The organism is Alcanivorax sp. 97CO-5, from assembly GCF_000524665.1.
Lineage (GTDB): Bacteria > Pseudomonadota > Gammaproteobacteria > Pseudomonadales > Alcanivoracaceae > Alcanivorax > Alcanivorax borkumensis.
This window is the reverse complement of record NZ_KI965904.1, coordinates 205598-227571: the sequence shown is the minus strand read 5'-3', so window position 1 is coordinate 227571 and position 21974 is coordinate 205598. Positions and strand designations below refer to the sequence as shown.

Sequence of the window (21974 nt, the reverse complement as noted above, 5' to 3'; positions counted from 1 at the left end):
GTTATATGCCCTCCTGGGCTGGAATGAAGGATTCGAAATGAATGTGGGCAGGGGGAATGCCGCGTGCTTCGAGCGAGCTGACGGCGGCGTCTACCATCGGCGGCGGGCCACATAGAAAGACCTCGGTGTCGGGTCCCAATGCCGCATCGGGCACCCCCTCGGTGGCGTACCCCAGCGCGCCTTGCCAATCGGTGTGGGGCTCTACTAGCGTGACCCGCAGATTCAGATTGGGTAGCCATTCAAGTCGCGCGGCTAGTTCGTCGAGATAAAACAGCTCGCTTAGCCGGTTCACCCCGAAATGCAAGTGGATGGGGTGCGCCCGCCAGCGCATTTCCGCAAGAGTGTCGAGGATCGACAGCACCGGCGCGAGGCCAGTGCCTCCGGCGATCAGCACCACGGGGCCTTGCGGCGGCTGCTGCATTTTGAATGCACCATGGGGGCCGTCGATCTCCAACTCCGCATCAATGGCGCATTCTTTCTCCAGGTAGGTCGACATCGCGCCGTCGTCGAGCAGCCGAATCAGAAAGCGCATGGATGGCAGCTGCTCCACGGTCGAGCTCATGGAATAGGGCCGCCAAATGTCGGTGTTGGGCACCCGCAACAGGTAGTACATCCCCGGAAGAAACTGAGCATCGCGTTCGGCTTCGTCGACCTCTAGGGTCAGCTCAACCACCGAGTCATTGAGCCGATGAATGTCTTCGACCCAAGCGCGGAAGCGCTGGGGTCGATACCGCTGTAGCTCATTGAACCCGTAGTCCATGCGGATATGCGCATCATTTTCTGGCTGCGCCAGGCAGGTGAGTACCTTGCGCTGCTCGATCTCGCGGGGAAGCAGTGCAATGCTGGTGTCGCTGCGCATGCGCACCACACCGTTCTCTACGGTGCCGACGCAGGAACCACAACTGCCGGTTTTGCACTGGTGAAACAGTTGCAGTCCGGCGTCAAGCGCAGCCTGCAGCACCGTCTGGTCTGGCGCTACTTCGATGCGCCGGGTGGTGTCGTCGGCGAACTGGATCAGCACTTGGGGGTTCGTCATCTTTTATCTCCGTCGCTTGGTCCCAAGCTCCATGGGGGGTGTTTGAATACCTCGTGCATGACGGGCCACTAGCTTTCTCCAGGCCACAATTACGGCATCCATCGCGCAGAGCTTTTCTTCAGCGAAGCCGACATCGTTTTCATAAAACGGCTGCATTGAATCCCGCGCCCACAGATCGTCGTCGTTGAAATCGTGAAAGACGGCGTCACGCAGGTAGTTTTCGTATTGGTCGGTAAATTCATCGCGCTCGGTTTTGGTCGGTGCGGTTTTGACCAATAGCTCCCAGTACTCGTAACTTTTGTCATCAATGGGAACGTACATTTCGTGGGCGGTGATCCCCGGAAATGGAAAGTTTTCCACTTTGAGCACGCCGGGCAGCCACATGGAGGTGCGTAGTCCGAGTGCTGGGGTCCCGCCGGAAGCCCGCACGTTGAGCATGGTGTTCTCGAAAATGGGTTCGTAGTGGGAGTGGCCGTCGGCATCGGGCGGGTACATGTTCATCATGCCCTTGGGGCCATCGGGGTCTTCGAATGCTTTGACGGCACCGTCTGAGGTGGGTTTGAATCCCAGCGGTATCGCCATGTCGTGGGCATAGACGAGCGGTGATTTCCAGTGGATGAGTACATGCCCGGGATCGAAACCGTTCTCGACCGCTAGGCGCCAGTTGGATTCGCCTTTGCGGCGAATACCGAGAACGATGGCGTCATCATCGGTGAGGTTAGGGCTGTAGTGGGCGTAGTCCTTGGACTCTTGTGGTGGCAGGTCGGATTCCAGCGGTGGAATGGACGCATAGTCTGCATCGCCGACAAACACCCAGATGATCGAGTATTTCTCTACGATCGGGTAGGTTTTGATCGATGCGTTGCCGATCAGAGGGTCATCGGGTGCGGCGAGAATGGTCTTGAGCTCGCCATCGTTCAAGCCGTAGGTGTAGCCGTGGTACCAGCAGGTAACCATCCCTTCTTTAAAGCAGTAGGGTTTTTTCGACAGCGGCACACCACGGTGGCAGCAGCGGTCTTCGAGTGCGTAGAGCTGGTTATTCTCTCGTCGTAGCAGAATGGGTTCGCCGCAGATTTTGGTGGAACCGAAAGCGCCTTCTTCCAGCTCGTGGCTAAACAGTGCCGGATACCAGTGGTTCTTCAATCCCCACTTGGCATCGACATAGGGCTGGTAGCTCTTGGCAGCGGTTGCGCCTTGGGCTGGAGGGGTGACTTGGGATTGGGTTGGGTCGGGTGTGCTCATAGCATGTACTCCTGGGGTATGAACGTGATGGTTGTCACTGTGATGTTGTGTTATAGGGTGCGTGATTTACGTGGTCGAGAGAGCTCCTTGGGCGGGCTTTGGATGCCACGCGCGTAGCCTGCCACCAGCTTTCTCCAGCCAATGATGACGGCGTCGAGTGAGCACAATTGCTCAGCGGACCAGCCGGCATCCTGCGCGTAGAACGGTTGCATGGCGTCACGGGCAACCAGGTCCTGGTCGTTAAAATCATTAAACATGGCTTTTTTGAGGTAGTTTTCGTACTGGTCGACGAAGGCTGTCTCGTCTTCGGGGGTTGGCGTTTCGCAGGCGATGAGCTCCCAGTACTGGTAGGTCTGGTCATCAATGGGCACATACATCTCGTACATGGACATGCCTGGGTAGGGCGCGTTCTCTACCAGCAAGACGCCGGGAAGCCACATGGAGGTACGCAGCCCTGCGGGAACGTTTTGCCCCCCAAATGCTGAGACGTCGAGCATTTCGTTGTGCATCACCGGCTCGTAGTGGGCGACGCCATCGGCGCCAGGTACATACTCATTAAGGATGCCGCGCGGTGCGTTGTTCTCAACAAAGGTGGTGGTCGCGTGTTCGGTTACTGGTCGAAAACCAAGTGGCAGAGCCCAGTCCTGGGCGTACACCCAGGGAGAATCCTGATGTACCAGGACATGCCCCGGATCAAAACCATTCTCGGAGGCCAGGCGCCAGTTAGCGGAACCTTGGCGACGGATGCCACGTACGGTGGTATTGGGGTTAAGCAGGTGGGCGCAGTAGTGATCTTCTCCGGCTGCGCGTAGCTGCGGGGGCAAGTCGTGGGAAAGTGGTGGGGGCTCGCCAAAGTCGGCGTCTCCGACGAACACGAAGATCATGCCTGCCGCCTCAGTGACCGGATAAGTTTTGATGCTGGCATTGCCAATCAACGGGTCATCAGGGCTGCCGATGATGGTTTTCAGCTCGCCGTCACCGAGCCCGTAGGTGTAGCCGTGGTACCAGCAGGTGACCGTGCCTTCCTTGAAGCAGTAAGGTTTTTTTGACAGCGGCACGCCGCGGTGGCAACAGCGATCCTCCAGCGCGTGTACCTGGCCCGCCTCGCGGCGCAGCAAAATGGGTTCACCACAGAGAGTGGTTGCATCGAACTCACCCTCTTTAAGTTCTTCGCTGAATAGCGCCGGAAACCAATGGTTTTTGAGCCCCCAGCGGGCCTTGATATAGGGCGCGTAACTGCTATGGCCTGTTGCGGCCGGCCTGTTGTTGGATATGGATGCGTTCATGTCATGACTCCCTTGGGTGTGTGACCGATTGACCCAGTGCGGTGGCTTGCTCAGTAAAGGCCCTGCTTGCCGGTGGCCAGTCGTTGCATGATCCGTGGAGAGAGCATTTCCTCTTTGAACTGAGGGTCGTTCTGCACCATGATGCCGGTGCCGTCGATGAACGTGGCGCGTTGGGCTTTCAGGTCGATGGCTTGCACGTAGTTGGCGGAGGGAATGGTGTAGCCATCCGGTGTTGTCGACTGGGTGATCCACAGCCGCCACATGCGCCACAGTTCGTCGTTCTTGTCGTAGAACTCACCGGCGTAGGGCTGTGGGTAGTCAGTGCCGACATAGAGAATTTTTCGGCCGTAGGGGTGCTCTGAAGGCGGGGTGCCTTCCAGTACGAAGACTTCGGTGGGACGCCAGACCACATGTTCGGGGTTTGGGTTGATCCAGGGCGCAGACTGCTCGATCAAGTCTTCGTAGTGCTTGGTCATCATGGGCTCGAGGTAGGAAACCGCGAGGATGGTGCGTTTGCCCAGTATGCGGAAATCGGAATACCACAAGGGGTAACTGTCTATCCCATTGTTGTCGTCATTGAGCATGTCCATCTGCGGTTGGTTATCCATCCAGACGGCGGCGCCTGCGGTGCGTTTGATGCGTCGGATGGACTTGACGTAAACGTAGGCTTCGTCTGCCTTCCCCTGCGCAGACTGCACGGTGTACACACCGAGACCAGCCAGATCATAGGGTGCGCTCAGTGCCACCACGGACTTTTGCTTGATGGTGCCATCGCCACGGTGTCCGGGCTGCTCATCGGTGTAGCGCCCAACCATGCGGAACTTGTAGTTGTCACCCACAAACTGGCGAACTATCCCTTTATCGAAGCCAGCGATGGTGATGGGGCCGCCCACTGCACTGTTGTCGGCATTGGTGGGAATCGCATAAAACAAATTCCATGCGAGCTTCCAGCCAGCGTGTGGGTCTGCCAGATCCAGTTTTGGAAACGGAATGCCCGCAACGTAACCTGTTGGGGTCTTGGTTTGGGTATCGAAGCCCACTTTTGGCGCGTAGGTTTTTGTGGCAGCAATATAGCGGGAGTCGGGCTGCATCGGCCTTGCCGGCGCGAGCTTTATGCGCAATCCGTGTTCGCGAATACGCATAATGAGGTGTTCGGTTAGCAGCTCCTTGAGTGGGGTGCCCTGATAATGATCGTCCAGGTGCTCGTCAAGGTTCTGCGCCGACAGCACAAACCCGGTTGGAACCTCCTCTGCCAGTGCTGGCAGAGCGGTTATCCCCAGTGAGAGGATCAGAGCGGCCTGAGCATTGCGCAGTGCGCGAAGAAATTGATAAATCATTGTGTGCTCCTGTCTACCGTTGTCATACCGCTGGGCAGCGGGGGTTGGGTTTAGATTCAGAACTGGTAGGTGATACGTGCCATGGCTTGGTCGCTGTTGTGAAACGCGCCGATCAAGCTTTGACCCTGTGGATCCGTGGGGTCGCTTTTGTAGCGCCCACCGTTGAAGAAATCGGCTTCGAACATCAGCCGCCAGTGATCTCCGAACGACAGGCTTACACCGGGTACGAGGATGGTGCCGTCGTATGCTAGGTCGTAGATCGCTGCGAAGGAGAGGTTCACCGAATCATGCCGAAATGGCATCATTATCAGAGCGGTCAGGATGCTGGAGTGCTCCTTTTTGGGAGAGCCGAAATCCACCACTTGTTCGCTGTCTTTGTGATCGATAATCCAGGTGTCGAACAGCTGCAGGCTGATCGACGTGGGCGCGCTGGTGCCGAGCCAACTCTGGGTGCGTAGGGGTTTGTCCAGGCCGATCATTGAGCGCAGAGTGTCTTTTTCAATGATGCCATTGCCTCCGGCAGACGGGGTGTTGGCGAAACCAAAGTTGTAAGGTTTGTCTGGTGTATAGGCCAGTTCCGCACGGAACGTGGCATTGATGTTTTCCAGGTAGCCATTGAGGGTGGCACCGAAGATGTCTATCTCTGGGTAGATAAACTCGGCAAATCCATTCTCCGGGGCGTCGCCATAAGCCTGAAACGCCGGGTTGAAGCCACCACTGAGGTCCGCGAAGTTCACCACAGGGTCCTGGCTCAAGGTGTGGTAATAGTTGAGGGTATAGCTGACACCTAAGGCTGTGCCCGACCAGCGAATGCCGTACGAGGGATCATCTGCATCCGCCTTGGAGTGATCGTAGTTCACCGGAATCAGCCCCGCGGTATTGAATCCGCGGCTGCCATTGAGGCTCCAACGCCCACCGAAGGTATCCAGGCTGTTGCCCATGGCGTCGTCATCATCGATCCCAGGCCGCAGCACAAGCTGTAAAGAATTGTCCGAATTGACCGAAAAGTATTGCAGGTTGGCCAACCATAGTGGCTTGCGCCACTCCTCGTTCTCCGGTTCCAGAAAAGCGCGCCAGGTCTGGTCGTAGCCGTGAATTACATCCATTGCCTGGAAGAAATCGGTTTCCCCCCACACCACCTGCTGTTTGCCGATGCGGGCTGAAAACTGCGAGCCCATCGGGATGTCCAAGTAGGCCTCGCGCAGTTCTTCGTCGCTGTAGTCGTTTTCAAAGTCTGAGCGAGGTAGAGGGGGGGTATTCATTGATCCAGTTACTGCAGTGAGGTCTTCCAAGCGATCGAGGTAGTTGGTCATGTATTCGCGGGTCAAGCGGCCTATTGCGACCCCATAGGCCCAGCCCAAATCGGCATCGACTTGCAGCAGTAAGGTGGTTCTAGCCATAGCCAGGTCGTACTTATCGTCTTCTTGAGTTTCCGGCACGTCGTTGAGATTAGTGGCGAGGTGCTGTCGCAGATAACCGGAGGTACGAATGTCTGCGGCGTGGACAATAGAGGGGGCAATGAGGGCGCTAGTGGTCACGGCACAAAGGAGGGGCACCATTGCGAACCTTAGAGGGTGACCTGTAGCGACTATGGGCGTTTTTTGCATTTTGTGAACTCCATACTATGAACTAGGCCACCGCGGGCATTATAAGGATCAACCAAACGTTTGTTTGGGAATGCGATAGGCGTGCCAATTGTTGTTGTTTCTAAAAAATAGACTTATAAAACAATCGGGTAGCAACACAGTTAGCGTTTGCCGAGAAATCGTGGGAACGTCATTGGTGCACCAAAACCAAACAAACGTTTGACGGGGGCACTGGAGTGGTGCAGCATCTGGGTGAGGCCTGCACTTTTGCAGCTACAGGGAGTTTTGCCTGATGACAGATCGATCCGCAGTGCCGGTTGATAGCCCGGCTGGAAGTACACGCACCGTAATTCTTGAAAAAGCGTTAGAGTTGTTCGCAGAGACCGGCTTCAACGGCGTATCAATGCGACGCATTGCGCAAGAGGTTGGCATCAATCCAGCGACGCTTTACCACCATTTTGTCCACAAAGAAGATTTGTATGAGCAGGTACTGCGTTTCGCCTACGCAGAGCAGGCTGCGCATTTTTCAGCATTGGTATCCATTGAAGGAACACCCCAGAGCCAGCTCGGTGAGTTCATTCGAGAGTTCGCGTTTTACATAGCTAAGGATCAGCATTTTTTTCGGCTGGTGAAGCGAGAGCAGCTGGAAGGTAACAGCGAACGTCTGAAGATGCTGGTGGATCTATTGTTTGGTAAACAGTACGAGGCGATGGTGCGAAGCGTTGGCCGAGTAACCCAGGCTTTCGATACCCACATGCTAGTGACGTCGCTTCTGGGCTTGGTGTTGCACCACTACGAAACTCGCCACATGCGCCAGTTTTTTGTTGAATATATGCCTTCACAAGATGACCCCGAGGTCGTTGCTGACCATTGCTGTCGGTTGTTCTTTTTTGGTATTCAGGGGACGGGAGCGGCCCAAGAGGTGCCTTATCGTTCGGAGCAGAGTCTCCTATCCGCTGACGGCGAGCATTCGCGCGATGGGGCTGGTTGAGCGCGGATTTCTTGGGCGGCTACTTCAATCTTTCCTTGGTGCTAGCGGTACATCCTGTCGCTGGAAATCAAACCGCGGGTCGCATTAGCATGAGCCCGTGGTGCGGCTATACGGCCTGAATCGTGTAGGTTACTTTGTTGACGTGAATCTTCGGGTTTAACACCATTCATAGTGCCGGCGTTATGGGAGTATGCATTTTGTCTGTAAGCGTACCGTTTTCATTGCTGGAGCTAGCGTCGATCCGTGAGGGAGACTCCGTTGGGCAGACGTTGGCTAACAGTGTGGCTTATGCACGCCATGCAGAGTCGTTGGGGTTTCAGCGGTTTTGGCTGGCGGAGCACCATAATATGCAGGGGATCAGCAGTGCAGCTACCTCGGTGCTGGTTGGGCATATTGCTGGCGCCACCGAGTCCATTCGGGTCGGGTCTGGCGGGGTGATGTTGCCGAATCACCCGCCGTTAGTGATTGCGGAGCAATTTGGAACGCTGGAGATTTTGTACCCCGGTCGGATTGATTTGGGGTTGGGCCGCGCACCGGGAACCGACCCGATGACCAGCCGCGCCCTGCGCCGTGAAGGTCTTGGGGCTGAGCAGTTCCCCGATGATGTGGCCGAGCTACAGCGCTTGCTGGGGCCACTGGATACGTCACAGGGGGTTAATGCGATTCCCGGCGCTGGCACTCAGGTACCGATCTGGCTACTGGGCTCCAGTTTGTACAGCGCCAAGCTGGCAGCGCAGCGGGGGTTGCCCTATGCCTTTGCCGGGCATTTTGCGCCGCGACTGTACCGTGAGGCGCTGCGTATCTATCGGGATCAATTTCAGCCCTCTGCCCAGCTGAGCAAACCCTACGCCATGTTGGCGTTGCCTGCGGTGCCGGCGGACTCCGACGAAGAGGCTCATTACCTGACCACCACCAGTTACCAACGTATTCTTGCTTTGTTTCGTGGCCAGCCGTTATGGATGAAACCGCCGGTGCAAAGCATGGACGGCTTGTGGAATCCACAAGAGGAAGCAGGGGTAAAAGATTTCCTGGGCTTACAGTTGCTGGGAACGGCAGCCTCCATGCAGGGGCAGCTGGATCAGCTGCTGGACTCCGTGGAGGTGGATGAGTTGATGGTGACGGTGGATCTTTATGATCCGGTGAAGCGTCGTCATGCGTTGGATATTCTGGCGTCGTTGGCGCAGTTTCAGGCGGTGTGATGCGTTTTAGTTTTCACTAAGGGCGCTTGTGAGGTCGTATTACCCCTTTCGCGCTCTCGGTGCCCTTGGGTCAATCTGGCCTACGGTCTGCGGCTGCTGATCGAGCCCGGTTCGCGCATCGAGAGGTGTTCGTGCAAAAGTGGGTTATTTCTCCGATGAAGTTAACGGGTTGCCGAAGCGCTTCAGGTATTCCTGCCCGATTTCAATCCCGCCCACGTTATTTAAGTGACTTTCATCGCGGTAGAGTGGGATGCCGTTCAGGACGGTTTGGCAGCGGGTGGCATCACAGAGAACTTTGCGTGGATTGATCCACTGCACGTCCGGGTAACGCTGCTGTGCGTTCTGCTTGAAACGATAGAAATTGGCCAGTGATTTCTTCACATCCTCAGCGCTGATGGAGCAATCGTCCATGTTTTTCAGTAGACATTCCGCGTAAGAAGAAGAGGGCAGTTCTGGCACGTCTTCCATCACGATGACGGTGTGGCCGTGCGCTTTCAGCCAGCCGATGGTGTCCACAAAGTAGCGTTGGTAGTGTTCAGATTTGAGGTAAGCGCTCCACCAGGCACCGATGAAAACCGTCATGGGCCGTTGGCTCAGGTAGTCGCTGAGGGCTTGGTTACGAGCCACTTTGGTCGGATCAGAGGCCTGGGCTTTTTCCGCAATGGCGGGGGGCAGGAACGGAGTTGAGGCTCGAGTGACCATCAGCACGGAATAGTCTGTGCCTTTGAGTAGTTGTTCAATAAACCCGATCTGGGCGATGGCGTGGGAGTCGCCAATCAACATGCTGTTGGGCTGTCCGTCGGCGGGTTTTGCTCCGAACAGGCAAGCGTCGCTCTGGTTAAATTCAACCGGTTTGCCTTTGAAGCAACGTTTGTAGAGATCCGCCGGGTTGTTGTTGGCGATGATTTTGTACAGTTCGCGGCGCTCTTCGGGGATGCGGAAGCTGGTGTCGTCGGCGATGCGGATGGTGGACTGGATCGCCCAGATGACGATCAGCGGGGCCAGAATAAAGATCAGGAACGATTTCGTGAAGCTCCAGTCCCGGTGGCGGTAGCGGTTTTCCACAAAACGAAAGCTGAACCAAGAGAGGGCCACGACACCCGCTATGAGCAATAATCGGTTCAGCCAGGTCAGCTCGATCAGCTGGTAATGCATCAAAGCTACTGGTGGCCAATGCCACAGGTACAGGGAATAGGAAATGCCTCCCAGAAAAACCATCACCGGCAGGCTCAGTAGGCGTGCGGTGAAGGTGGCCGGCTGATGCAGGCCGGCGTAGATGACCATGGCGGTGCCGAGGGTGGGCCACAGGGCGTTATAGCCGGGGAAGTGATCGTGTTTGGTGATCAGCAGGGCGGTGGCCACGATCATGGTCAACCCTACCAGTGCCAGCGTTTCTGCGCTGCTGCGGTTTAGGCGGGGCAGCTGTTGGCTGAACAGGGCGACACCGGTGCCGAGCATAAATTCAAACAGCCGGGCGGGCAGCAGATAATACGCGGCGGCCGGGTGGGCGCTGGCCATATACACGGATAATACAAAGGTGGCGACCAAGGTAATGCGAAACGGCCAGTGGGCCGTGCGCCCTTTACCGAAGCGATAGGCCAGGTACAGCGAAGCAGGCCAGAGCAAGTAGAACTGTTCTTCCACGGCCAGCGACCAGGTATGGAGCAGGGAAAGCGACAGGGTTTCCGGGGCGAAATATTGGCTCAGCTCGTTGAAATAATAGAGGTTACTCAGCCCGATCAGCGAGGCCAGCCAGCTTTTGGCAAAAATATAGTAGGCGTCACCGATATAGAATGGCGAGATCATCAAGAATGTGGCGGTGGATACCAGTAAAAATACCGGCACCAGGCGACGAATTCGGCGGGCATAGAAATCGCGAAAGCGGAATGTGTCTTTCTGGAAGGCCCGTTCCAGCAGCTGTGTGATCACGAAACCGGAGATCACAAAGAACACATCGACACCGATAAAGCCGCCACTGATGCCCGGTACCTGATAGTGATACAGAATCACCAGGATCACGGCCAGGGCGCGCAGGCCTTCGATGTCGGCGCGGTAACTCGGCTTGGCCTTCACGTGGATTCCCCCGGTGAGCATATTGGTAAACCGGCAAGAATAAAGGCGCAATGACAGGCAGACAAGTTAGTTGCGTTGTCGGCGCACTCCCAGCACCAGTGCGATTAGCCCCAGCCACAGTGAGGCCCCTCCTCCGCTGCCACCGCCAGCCGCTGAACTAACGGTGGCGTTGTACTTGTACTGCACGGTGACATCCACTTGCATGTCAGTGTCGCCAGGGATGTTGTTGTCTTCGGTGGGGAGCCCTTTAAAGGTAAAAAGTTGGCTGATGCCGGTGTCGGTGGCGAATTTCAGTGTCAAGGTGTGGCTTTGCTCGGTGCCCAAGCCACCAATGGGGCAATATATCGGGTTGCCTTGCTGGCAGCCGAGCTCGGGGCCGTTGAGCAGTTGGGTGTTGGTCGGGAGCGAGAAGCTGATGCCGGTGTTGGTGGCGGCGAACAAGGGCGAGTGGTTGCTCAATGTCACCGCGACGCTGGCCTGGGAGCGGCTGCTGGTCTGTTGGACGGCGGATAGGGCCAAATCAGGATTGTCGGAGAAGGCGATTTCATGAATCAGGCTATTGTTACGGCGGCGGTAGTCGTTTTCGTCTGCACTGGCGCTGAGTGTTAGCGTCACCAGCTGATCGGTTCCGCTGCTGTCAGTGACGTCAAGGTTGCCCGTGCGGGACGCACTAGCGGCCAAGCTGCTGGCCACGGTGCAGCGTGTCACGGAGGGCAAGGTGCTGCAGCCGGTCCAGTTAAAGCGGGCGCTGGTGGCTATGCTGCCGCTGAAAGAGCGACTTATAGCCGGGTTGGTAGCGGTGTTGTTGATACTATTATTGCGTAGGGTGATCGGGATGGCCTGGGTGCCGTTAATGCGCTGATAGTATCGTTTCGTCTCGCCGTTGATGGTCATGTCCACCAAGGGAGCATTGCCCTGCGTGGTCAGGCGCTCCACTTCTGCAATTTCAGCGGTGACATGGGTATAGCCGGCAGGAGCGCCGGTGGCACAGTCTTGCAGCCCGAAGCTGGTGAGCCCGATTAGCCAGGGGTTGCCCTCTTCGCCGATGAACAGAGGGCCACCGCTGTCACCGAAGCAGGTGTCCTGATTAATGCCATTGACCGGATTGAGCTCTGCCGCGCAGATGGTGGAATCGGGAATGCTCAAAGTGGATAGTTGCTTGCACTCCTCTCTGGGAATGAAGTCCAGTTGCACCTCGCGCAGCACAGTGCTTCGCTCACCGCTGCCCGTCTGGCCCCAACCCAGGGCGGTTACCGCTTCGTCACGTTGGCTTAACGGGCGGTTTTTCAGCTCATTAAAAACGTCGTCGTCTGCCAAGCTGGGCCATAGCCTGTTGCTGGTGGCAGGAATGCGCAGTAGGGCGAGGTCGTGGGCAAAGGAAAAATTGTCGAAGCGCTGTTGGTTCTTATAAATTCCCTCCACCGTGATGCGACCTTCTGGAGGTAATAGTAGTTTGTTCTCTGTTTCACCGATATAAACGAACAGCCGGTCAGCGGTGGCCGGGTCACCGTTCAGGTACTGGGTGCAGTGGTAGGCGGTAAGAACCCAGCGGGGGCTGAGATGGCTGGCGCCGCAGAAAGAGGGGCTGCCGGAAGGCTCTTTAATAATGATTTGTGCCATCCACGGCCAACGGTCGGCGGCCGGGCTGCCGCCAACAATGCGTGGGCTGGGGGCGTCGGCCGCCTGTGTGAGCATGCTTAAACCGAGCAGCGGGCTGGCGATGGCGAACAGGGTTAGAAAAACGGTGCGAATTGGCATAGGGGCTGCCTTGTCGTTGTTTGGTCCAGTGTAGCGCATTTGCCGACAAGGCAGTGTGACAAAGATCGCCTGATGAATTGGTGGTGTAATAGGCTCAATTTATCGGCGGTGCGTGGGCCAGCCAGTGATTGTCTTCTTCTGTGGTGCGGGCCATGGAGGCCTGCAGGTGAGAGAGTGCTTGCTCAAGGGCGGCGTCACCATTGGCCAGGGTCATCATGGCCGCACGCAGCCCCTGGTGCCGGGTGCGTAAATCATTGAGCAGTTGTTCCGCCGCCGCGGTGGCGGTGCAGGGCAGCAGTAGAGCCAGGTGTTGTTCATCGTAGCGAGCGGCCACATCGCTGCGGCGAATGCGCTGGGCTACTCGGTCGGCGAGTAACGGTAATTCATGGTGCCGCACTAATACTAAGGTTAGTGGCGAGGAAATGCGGTCGTGCAGAGGCACCAGCCAGCCGGCGGTGCTTACCAAGGCTTCGCGGCTAATGAAATCAGTATCTGGGTCGCGCCAAGTGGCTTCTAGCGCCGCTCGGGATAGGTGTTGGTTACGCCAGATCATCAAGCCGAAATACAACATGCAGGCGCTGAGTGCCGCGACCAGAAGTAGGCTGGCAGAGGCGCTGGCCGCGTCGCTGTAACTCAAGCGGATAGGGAGCACGAAGGCCAATACGATTTCAGCTCCGGCAAGCATGATGAGAAAACGTTTGAGGCCATGCAGTAGGCCGTTACTGAGCACAGCAATGAACAGCAGCGCCATGGTGGGAGGCGGGTCACCAGCATCCAATAACAACACGATACCCAGAGTCAGCAGGTCTAGCGCGGAGGCGAAGGCGTCGGCATTGACTGGGCGCCAGATCAATAGCAGAAGTTGAATGCCCACGTAAGCACTGAATAACAGCCACGGGGTTGCTTGGGGCAAGTTAAAGAAAAAGTGGTCTGCATAGTGGAAATATATCACCGCAAGCCCAGCAAACAGGGTCCGCGCCAGATATTGCATCAGCACTACACCCTGATCCGAGGTAATACGGCGTGAGGTGTTCATCATTGAGTCGATCCCAAGTTTGTTAGGGGGTCTATGTTGCGGCACGGCGGCAGCGGAATAAAGGTGTCCAGCAGTGTAATCTTGTTAAAACTGCAATTTGAACAGCATTTGTTGGTTATGGCACCGACTTGAAGAGCGAGTATGGTAGGCGCCGGCAACGATTCCTGAACGGTAAGGAGGCACAGTGGATCACAATGTAAATGCACCATTGCGTGATGATGTCCGGTTATTGGGTGATTTGTTGGGCGAGTGCCTGCGCCAGCAGGCGGGCGATTCCATTTACGAGACGGTGGAAAAAATCCGCCAAGCCTCGGTGGCGACCCGCACCGAAGGGGGGGCGTCACTGGCCTCGTTGCGCGATTTATTATCGCCGCTGGATGATGCGACTCTGCTGGAGGTCGCGCGTGCGTTCAGTCAGTTTCTTAACTTGAGCAATATTGCCGAGCAACATCACCGGGAGCGGTTGCATCGTCAACACCAGCGCTATCCGGGGGATGCGGGTACTGATCAGGGGTTGCAGGAGGTGCTGCAGCGCCTGGCCGATAATGACATTGCCAAAGAGCAAATCTCGGAAACGCTTGAGCAGCTTTCTGTCGAGCTGGTGCTGACGGCCCACCCCACCGAGGTGACCCGCCGTACGTTGATTCGCAAGTATGACCAAATGGCCGATCTGCTCAGTGAGCTGGATCGCCCAGACTTCAATGAAGACGAGCGTGAGTTGCGCCGCGAACGTCTGCGCCGGGTGATTCTGGCGGCCTGGTGCACCGATGAAATTCGTCGTGAAAAGCCGACCCCGGTGGACGAAGCCAAATGGGGCTTTGCCACCATTGAACAATCCCTGTGGCAGGCGGTGCCCGATGTTCTGCGCCAACTGGAAGCACAGCTGGCCGACCGGGGGCTGCCTGCGCCCCCCTCCGACTGGGCGCCGGTGAAGTTGGCGTCGTGGATGGGCGGTGACCGGGATGGTAACCCCAATGTGACCGCCCCGGTGACTCGGGAAGTGTTGCTGCTGGCCCGCTGGATGGCGGCAGACCTGTATCTTCGCGATGTGGAGAACTTGCTGGCGGACCTGTCGATGAAGTCGGCCAGTGAGGAATTACTGGCGGCCACTGGCCCAACCCATGAACCTTACCGTGTGCTGCTGCGCGAAGTGCGTAGCCGCTTACGCCTGACTCGTCGCCAGATGGAAGCACAAGTAGAAGGCTTACCGGTGCCGGAGGGCCAAGCCTATTTACGCCGTGAAGAGTTGATGGCGCCGTTACAGTTGCTCGACCGTTCATTGCGTGCCGTGGGGCTAAGTGACATTGCCGATGGCGATTTAAAGAATACCCTGCGGCGCCTGAACTGTTTCGGCATCACCCTGTTGCGGCTGGATATTCGTCAGGAATCGACCCGTCACAGTGATGTGTTGGACGCCATCACCCGTTATTTGGAGTTGGGTCGTTACAGCGATTGGGATGAGGCGGCGCGCCAAGCGTTTCTGGTTGATGAGCTGCAGGCGCGTCGACCACTGATTGACGCCGCTTTCCGCGACAGTGAGCACTGTACGGCCGAAGTGGCAGAGGTATTGGCAACGTGTGAGGTGATTGCCGAGCAAGGCAGCGAAGGGCTAGGCGCTTATGTGATTTCCATGGCCACTACCCCGTCTGATGTGATGGCGGTGATGTTGTTGCAGAAGATAGCCGGGGTTCGTGAACCCATGCGCGTGGTGCCGCTGTTCGAGACCTTGGACGATTTGGATGGTGCCGAGCAAACCATGTCAGCGTTGTTAGCGCTGCCGTTCTATCGAGAGCGAGTGGCTGCCGGGCAGGAAATCATGATTGGCTATTCAGATTCCGCCAAGGACGCGGGCTTTCTCGGCGCGGCCTGGGCTCAGTATCGAGCCCAGGAAAAGCTCACGGCCCTGTTTGCCGATAACGGCATTCCGCTCACACTGTTTCATGGCCGAGGTGGCTCCATTTCCCGGGGCGGATCGCCCACCCGCATGGCGCTGTTATCACAGCCGCCAGGCTCGGTGGCCGGGCGTATACGGGTGACTGAGCAGGGGGAGGTGATTCGGTTTAAATACGGTCGCCCGTCGGTGGCGGTGTTTAACCTGGAGCAGTATGTGGCGGCCACTTTAGAAGCAACCTTGTTGCCACCCCAGGCGGCACGGCCGGAGTGGCGCCAACAGATGCAGGCCCTGACGGATACCTCCGTGGCGGGCTATCGCGGGGTGGTGCGCGATGAGCCTGAGCTGGTGCGCTACCTGCGTACCGTTACGCCAGAAACGGAGTTGTCGCGGCTAGCGCTGGGCAGCCGCCCTGCGCGGCGCAAGTCGGATCAAGGTATCAGCTCTCTGCGGGCGATCCCTTGGGTGTTTGCTTGGACCCAGATTCGGTTAATGCTGCCTGCCTGGTTAGGCACCGGCGCCGCTCTGGAAGATGCTCAGAACGATGCCGCGCAGCATGCTATGGTGCGGGAAATGGCTAGCGAGTGGCCTTTTTTCCAGGGCGTGGTGGATATGCTGGAGATGGTACTGGCGAAATCGGATTTGCGTGTGGCCGCTTGGTATGAAGAGCGTTTGGCGGGGGACGACCCTGGGCTAATGCGTCTGGGTGAAGTACTGCGCGAGCGCCTTACCGCCACGGTAAGTGCCTTGTCGGCACTCACTGGCCGGGAAGATCTACTGGATAACAATCCGGTGATGCGCTGGTCGATCCGGGTGCGCGACCCTTACACCGACCCGCTGCACCTGTTGCAGGCGGAGCTGATGGCAAGGCTGCGCCAACAGGATGGCGATGAGACCTTGGAGAGTGCACTGATGGTAACCATTGCGGGTATTGCAGCGGGCTTACGCAATACAGGATAGGTTGTCAGCACGGGTTCTCATCGGTGGCCGGTGCTTTTTCCTTTGAGCGCCACATGGCTGCCATCGCAGATCATCCCTGTGTTGCTGTGTTTACAGCCACAGAAAAACACAATTTGGTCTTTGTGTGCCGTGTAGGGCACCGGTGAGAAGCGGGTGTCCTTGTGGCTGCCATCACAATACGGTTGCGTCTGACTCAGGCCACAGGCACACCAGTACACCGTATCGCCTTTTTTGACGGGCAACGGAAACGGGACGGTGTCGGCAATGTGCGGGGCGTCCATGGCTCTCTCCTTCTCGTTTTTTATTTTTTAGGCTCTCTGGGTGTGTCGCGCAAATGTCACGCAAGTGTCACTGCCTTGCCATGGTCGCTGACGACACTGGCTGAAACTGCCAGTGGAGCACACTATGCTTGCGCAAGCCGCAGGAAAGATCAAAGCGTTGAGCCCGCAATGGAAAGGAGCGTTCGCTAAGCCGTTCGTTGCCACTGCCGAGATTCTTCGCTTTCCTCGGGAAATGACAACGGATAGAGAAGCCCAGGCGCAGGGTCGCTTCAGTGCTTACTTCACCCGTTCGCGTCGTGAAATTCTAAAAATTCAACGTTTACGCTATCGCATTTTCTCCCAGGAATACGGCGCGAGTTTCAGTGCGCCGTTCGGGCTGGATCGTGATCGTTTTGACCGCCACTGCTTGCACTTGGTGGTGCGCGACAATCGCAGCGGCGACATTGTTGGTTACACTCGGGTATTGCCCGGTGACAGGCTGCAACGTACTGGTGGATTCTATTCCAGTGGTGAGTTTGATCTCACCATGCTTGGGCGTCTGGAGGGCAAGCTGGCGGAGATCGGGCGCACCTGCATTCATCCGGATCACCGTAACGGGGCGGTGATAAGTGTGCTGTGGGCACGGCTGGCGCAATACATGCTGGAAAATGATGTGCGCTACCTGCTGGGCTGCGCCAGCATTGCGTTGAGTGAAGGCTATAACGTGGCGGCGGTCAACGAGCGCATTCAGGGGCGCCATTTAAGCCGGGCCGAGCATCGAGTGCAGCCTCACTTACGGTTGCAGGCATTGCCCGGCGATGCACAAGCGGAGGGTGTGAAGATGCCGCCGTTGCTGAAGGCTTATTTGCGCATGGGCGCGCAGGTATGTGGTGAGCCATGCTGGGACCCGGATTTTAATTGCTTGGACTTCTTTGTGCTGATGGCGGTGGAAAACCTGCCCGCTCGCTATGTGCAGCACTTCATGCAGCCCGCCCAGGCAGTGTAAACAATGGGTAGTGGATAATTGACAGCTAGCAGACTGTATACAGGAGCGATATGAATCATAGCGTCAGTGTTGGTACCTATCCCGAGAGAGGGGTCTGGCCGCAACTGCGTCGAGTGTGGCGAGTTGCCGGTGTTGTGCTCTATCTATTGTGGGGCTTTGTGCTGGCGTTTTTTCTTGGCGCGTTCTGGTCACCCTATCGGCCCGTGATATTGAAGGCAAAGCAACGATGGTGCCGGCGATTTCTGCGTATCTTGGGTGTGGAATTGACCGTTACAGGTAGCAGGGTCGAGACGCCCGTATTTTTGGTGAGTAATCATGTTTCGTGGTTGGATATTCCTGTTATTGCCAGCCAGCGACATCTGTATTTTCTTTCCAAGGCTGAGGTCGGTGCCTGGCCGCTGATAGGCATGCTGGCTCGTGCCATGGGCACCCTGTTTATCAAGCGGGGTAGCGGTGAGTCCGTTCGCGTGGCTCAAGAAATTGCCGGTCGTCTAAAGCGCGGGCATACGGTGCTGGTGTTCCCGGAAGGCACCACGACGGATGGTACCGGGCTGCGTCGCTTTTTCCCGCAGTTGTTTGATGCGCCCTTGTTAGCGCAGGTGCCGGTTCAGCCACTGGCGATTCGCTACTTGGACAGCATGGGCGCGGCGGACCAAAGTTTGGCGTTTATTGGTGACGATGAGTTCCATCATCACATGTGGAGCATATTGTTACGCCGAAAAATTCGTGTTCGCCTGCATTTTTGTGAGCCTCTTGATGGGGAAGGCATGAACCGTAAGGCATTGTGTTCCCTGGCGTACGAACGGCTTGAGGGGCAGTTGAAAGTTCAACGTTAAAAGTTGAAAAGCAAACCCTTGGGAATTTCCCGGCTCTCTCTATCTATCTTTGCAGCTTGCAGCTTGCAGCGGCTCTTTGTTGTAGCATTGGCGCATCGACATTTCAGGAAGCCTTTTCCATGACCCGCGCCAGTGAGCTGAAAAAATCCGACGTTATTGAAGTTAACGGCACCTTGTATGCCATTCGCCAGATCGAGGTGCAGTCTCCCTCTGCCCGGGGGGCGGCCACATTGTACCGGGTGAAGGCCAGTGCGGTTGGTGGTGGCCCCAAGTTTGAAGAGCGCTTCAAGGGCGATGACGACGTGGCCACGGTGGCATTGCAGCGCCGTGCGGTGCAGTTCTCCTATGTGGATGGGGATGACTACATCTTTATGGATAACGAGGACTTTTCCCAGTATTTGCTCAAGCAGGACGATATCCGTGATGAGCTGGCGTTCATCACGGAAGAGACGCAAGGCGTGCTGGCTCTGAAAGTAGAAGAGTCGGTTATCGGCCTAGAGCTGCCAGCGTCGGTAGTGCTGGACGTGACTGAAACCACGCCGGCCATGAAGGCTGCTTCCTCCTCGGCTCGTACCAAACCTGCCACCTTGAATACCGGCTTGGTGGTGCAAGTGCCGGAATATATCGTAGCGGGTGAAAAGGTGCGGGTGAATACCGCCGAACGCAAGTTCATGTCTCGGGCCTGATGCCGACGCTGTTTCGTTTTTCCCTGTTATGTTTTTGGCTGCCATGGGTATTGGCAGGCTGCCAGCTGGGCTATTACAGCCAGGCCATTGGCGGTCATTGGTCGTTGATGGGTGAGCGCGAGCCGGTGGAGCAGGTGCTGGCAGATCCTGAAACACCGCAATCGTTGGTCGAGAAATTGCAATTCAGCCAGCAGCTGGTGAGCTGGGCGGGAATTCATTTGGGGCTGCCGGCTGATGATGTCTACCATCAATATGTGGCGTTGGAGCAGGATGCGGTGGTGTGGAATGTGCTGGCGGCACCGCCTTGGTCGCTGACGCAAAAAACCTGGTGTTATCCGTTGGTGGGTTGTGTCAGCTATCGCGGTTTTTTCCAGCGGCAACGGGCAGAAAAAGCAGCGGCGAAATTACAGGCTGACGGCATGGATACTTGGGTGGGGGGCGCTATAGCCTATTCCACCCTAGGCTGGTTTGCGGATCCCCTCACTACGCCCATGATCCAGCGGTCAAAGCCTTCACTGGCTGAGTTGCTGATTCACGAATTGGCTCACCGCAAGCTGTATATCAAGGGTGATACTCGCTTCAACGAATCTTTGGCAACCATGGTGGGGCGGGAGGGCGCAAAGCAGTACTTTTTGGCAACCGGAGAGCCACTGCCGAATGGCTACTGGGATCGTAGAGAGCAGGTGGAGGATGCTTTTCTAAGTATCATTGCTGATACTCGTAAGGCGCTAGCAAGGCTGTATGAGTCGACTTCGAAGTCCTCGCGATTGGCTCGCGAAAAGGCTCGCATTCAGCAACAGGCCCGAGACCGGTTCGCTGATGAAAGCCAGCGTTTGCCGGGCTTAAAAGGCTACAAACCTTTTTTCGATGGTCCGTTGAACAATGCCCAATTGAATACGGTCAGTGATTATAATGATTATGTGCCGGCTTTTAGCCGGCTTTTTTCACAGTGCCAGCAGCAATGGGGCTGTTTCTGGCAGCAGGTAGATAACTTGTCTGATTTGGATGATGTACAACGCAAGCAAGCCCTGGAGGCACTGGCATGGAACTGATTCGTACCCCCCAGGTAGAGCTGGCGAATCTGATCGAACGCACCCTGAAACGCAATGGTTTTCAGGTGCACCGTCATGAGGATGAAGGTCAGTTCGTGCTGAGTGTGCCTGATGCTGAGCAATATCCCCATGCGCGAACACTGACCGCAGAGCTGATTGCCGACCTGAAACGGGGGCAGGACCGACAAGCTGTGGAGCCTCTCACCGGCCAGCCACAGCCCTTGCTGTCTGGTGGCTGGCTGGCCAGCATGGGTTGGGTGACCAAGCTTGGGCTGGGGTTGTGTGTGGCCATCTTCTTGACGCCTTATCTAATGGGCGACGGGGTCTATCTTGCCCTGTTGTTTCCCGCGACCATGGAGGGGTTGACCAGCCAGCCATGGCGGTTGATCACTCCTATGCTGATGCACTTCTCCCTTCTCCATATCATTTTCAACTTGCTGTGGTGGGCAGATCTGGGGCGTCTGATTGAACGCCATCAATCGTCTGCCCAGCTGTTGCTGGTCACCCTGGTGACCTCAGCGGTTTCCAATGTGGCTCAGTTCTTATACAGCGGGCCCATGTTCGGTGGCTTGTCCGGAGTGGTGTACGGTTTGTTGGGCTACCTATGGATCTTCGGGTGGCTGAATCCGGGTGCCGGGTTTGCCCTGCGTCGGCAGATTGTGGTTTTTATGCTGGTATGGATGGTGATTTGTTTCGTAGGGCTATCGGATGTGGTGGCGAATGCGGCACATCTGGCAGGGCTGGTAAGCGGTTGTTTGTTGGGCGGCATTTTCGGCATGGTGCGGCGCAGCCAGAAGCAAGGAGCAGTTTGAGTTACCCCCGGTGGACTGCTATAAAGACAGCCAAAACGATGACGTTACAACAATGAAAGGATGTCAGCGACCTATGCAGTGGCGCTCTGTACCCTATTGGGTACCTTCTCTATTTTTCGCAGCGGTGGTTGCCCTGCAAGGCTGTTCTCTGGCCCATGTTGACGACAACCTGCCCTATGGTGTCCTCAATAACAATGACCTGCAGCTGGTCGAAGACGGCCTGCCTACCTATTTGCTGATGGTCGATGGTCTGATCGAAAACTGGCCGAAAAGCGAATCGCTGTTGAGCAGTGGTGCGGACCTTTATGGCGCCTACGCAGGCCTGTTCGTGAAAGAGCCGGAACGTGCCCGCAAGCTCAGCATTAAGGCTCTGGATTACGGTTTCCGTGCCGCCTGTGCCCACGATAAGGATTACTGCGACTTACGTAGCTTGTCTGTCCCTGAATTCGAGGCCCTGCTGGAAGACGCGAACAAAGGTGATGTGCCCGTGTTGTTTTCCTTGGGTGGAGCCTGGGCGGGTTATATCCAGCAAAACACCAATGATTGGAACGCGGTGGCTGAACTGGGCCGGGTAGAAGCCATCATGGAGCGAATTGTTGCGCTGGATGAGCACTATCAGTATGGCCAGGCACACATGTATCTGGGCGTGCTAAACAGCATCTTACCGGCGTCGCTCGGTGGCAACCCTGAACTGGCGAAAACTCATTTTGAACAGGCGGTGCAGTTGGCCGACGGTAAAAACTTGTTGGCCCAGGTGCTTTACGCGGAAAAATATGCGCGTCTGTTGTTTGATCGGGAGCTGCATGACAGCTTGCTCAACGAGGTGCTGGCGGCGGATCCTGATGTCCACGGCCTGACCCTGCAAAATACCTATGCGCAGCAGCAGGCTGAAGCCCTGCTTGCCGACGCGGATGATTATTTCTAGGA

The 21974-nt window shown here is 56.7% G+C and carries 18 protein-coding genes; 9 read left to right on the top strand and 9 right to left on the bottom strand.

Features of this window, described 5'->3' with window-relative positions; all coding sequences use genetic code 11:
- Position 1: 1 nt before the first annotated feature.
- The 5 genes from Y017_RS11610 to Y017_RS11590 are packed head-to-tail and all read right to left on the bottom strand — an operon-like array spanning position 2 to position 6460.
- Entirely contained in the window at positions 2–1036 is a 1035-nt protein-coding gene (locus tag Y017_RS11610) for a ring-hydroxylating dioxygenase ferredoxin reductase family protein (RefSeq protein WP_011587955.1), read from the bottom strand.
- A gap of 3 nt (positions 1037–1039) precedes the next feature.
- Positions 1040–2278, bottom strand: a complete 1239-nt coding sequence (locus tag Y017_RS11605) for a Rieske 2Fe-2S domain-containing protein (protein WP_035460930.1) — start codon at positions 2276–2278, stop codon at positions 1040–1042.
- Positions 2279–2328: 50 nt separating this feature from the next.
- Positions 2329–3564, bottom strand: a complete 1236-nt coding sequence (locus tag Y017_RS11600; protein WP_035460927.1) for a Rieske 2Fe-2S domain-containing protein — start codon at positions 3562–3564, stop codon at positions 2329–2331.
- 50 nt (positions 3565–3614) lie between these two features.
- Positions 3615–4901: a DUF1329 domain-containing protein gene (locus Y017_RS11595; protein ID WP_011587958.1), complete on the bottom strand. Its 1287-nt coding sequence runs from the start codon at positions 4899–4901 to the stop codon at positions 3615–3617.
- A gap of 56 nt (positions 4902–4957) precedes the next feature.
- Positions 4958–6460, bottom strand: coding sequence for a DUF1302 family protein (locus tag Y017_RS11590; RefSeq protein ID WP_231483489.1), 1503 nt, complete (start codon positions 6458–6460; stop codon positions 4958–4960).
- A 319-nt stretch (positions 6461–6779) separates the two neighbouring features.
- On the opposite strand from Y017_RS11590, the gene Y017_RS11585 reads away from it, so the two are divergent.
- Together Y017_RS11585 and Y017_RS11580 are read left to right on the top strand one after the other, a co-directional pair.
- Positions 6780–7478: a TetR/AcrR family transcriptional regulator gene (locus Y017_RS11585; protein WP_011587960.1), complete on the top strand. Its 699-nt coding sequence runs from the start codon at positions 6780–6782 to the stop codon at positions 7476–7478.
- 182 nt (positions 7479–7660) lie between these two features.
- A complete protein-coding gene (locus Y017_RS11580; RefSeq protein WP_011587961.1) occupies positions 7661–8677 on the top strand; it encodes an LLM class flavin-dependent oxidoreductase in 1017 nt (338 codons plus the stop codon).
- 144 nt (positions 8678–8821) lie between these two features.
- Here Y017_RS11580 and Y017_RS11575 read toward each other — a convergent pair whose 3' ends face one another.
- From Y017_RS11575 to Y017_RS11565, 3 genes are all read right to left on the bottom strand, one after another.
- Positions 8822–10750, bottom strand: coding sequence for an acyltransferase family protein (locus Y017_RS11575; RefSeq protein ID WP_081737614.1), 1929 nt, complete (start codon positions 10748–10750; stop codon positions 8822–8824).
- A 66-nt stretch (positions 10751–10816) separates the two neighbouring features.
- Positions 10817–12508: a trypsin-like serine protease gene (locus Y017_RS11570; RefSeq protein ID WP_035460922.1), complete on the bottom strand. Its 1692-nt coding sequence runs from the start codon at positions 12506–12508 to the stop codon at positions 10817–10819.
- A gap of 94 nt (positions 12509–12602) precedes the next feature.
- A complete protein-coding gene (locus tag Y017_RS11565) occupies positions 12603–13547 on the bottom strand; it encodes a hypothetical protein (protein WP_011587964.1) in 945 nt (314 codons plus the stop codon).
- A 181-nt stretch (positions 13548–13728) separates the two neighbouring features.
- On the opposite strand from Y017_RS11565, the gene ppc reads away from it, so the two are divergent.
- On the top strand, positions 13729–16395 hold the full coding sequence (ppc, locus tag Y017_RS11560) for a phosphoenolpyruvate carboxylase (protein WP_035460920.1): 2667 nt from the start codon (positions 13729–13731) through the stop codon (positions 16393–16395).
- 17 nt (positions 16396–16412) lie between these two features.
- On the opposite strand, the gene Y017_RS11555 is transcribed toward ppc, so the two are convergent.
- Positions 16413–16676, bottom strand: a complete 264-nt coding sequence (locus Y017_RS11555; protein ID WP_011587966.1) for a CDGSH iron-sulfur domain-containing protein — start codon at positions 16674–16676, stop codon at positions 16413–16415.
- A 124-nt stretch (positions 16677–16800) separates the two neighbouring features.
- Between Y017_RS11555 and Y017_RS11550 the strand changes: the two genes are divergently transcribed.
- The 6 genes from Y017_RS11550 (at position 16801) to Y017_RS11525 (ending at position 21972) form a co-directional block, all read left to right on the top strand.
- The gene (locus Y017_RS11550; protein ID WP_050731497.1) at positions 16801–17661 is read left to right on the top strand and encodes a GNAT family N-acetyltransferase; all 861 of its coding nucleotides are present in this window, start codon (positions 16801–16803) and stop codon (positions 17659–17661) included.
- 50 nt (positions 17662–17711) lie between these two features.
- A complete protein-coding gene (locus Y017_RS11545) occupies positions 17712–18497 on the top strand; it encodes a 1-acyl-sn-glycerol-3-phosphate acyltransferase (RefSeq protein ID WP_011587968.1) in 786 nt (261 codons plus the stop codon).
- A gap of 119 nt (positions 18498–18616) precedes the next feature.
- The gene (gene yeiP / locus Y017_RS11540) at positions 18617–19183 is read left to right on the top strand and encodes an elongation factor P-like protein YeiP (RefSeq protein ID WP_011587969.1); all 567 of its coding nucleotides are present in this window, start codon (positions 18617–18619) and stop codon (positions 19181–19183) included.
- Positions 19183–20235: an aminopeptidase gene (locus Y017_RS11535; protein ID WP_011587970.1), complete on the top strand. Its 1053-nt coding sequence runs from the start codon at positions 19183–19185 to the stop codon at positions 20233–20235. The genes yeiP and Y017_RS11535 overlap by 1 nt, the downstream gene beginning before the upstream one ends.
- The gene (locus Y017_RS11530; protein WP_011587971.1) at positions 20226–21047 is read left to right on the top strand and encodes a rhomboid family intramembrane serine protease; all 822 of its coding nucleotides are present in this window, start codon (positions 20226–20228) and stop codon (positions 21045–21047) included. The genes Y017_RS11535 and Y017_RS11530 overlap by 10 nt, the downstream gene beginning before the upstream one ends.
- A 73-nt stretch (positions 21048–21120) precedes the next feature.
- The gene (locus Y017_RS11525) at positions 21121–21972 is read left to right on the top strand and encodes a TRAP transporter TatT component family protein (protein ID WP_011587972.1); all 852 of its coding nucleotides are present in this window, start codon (positions 21121–21123) and stop codon (positions 21970–21972) included.
- The last annotated feature ends 2 nt before the right edge of the window (positions 21973–21974 follow it).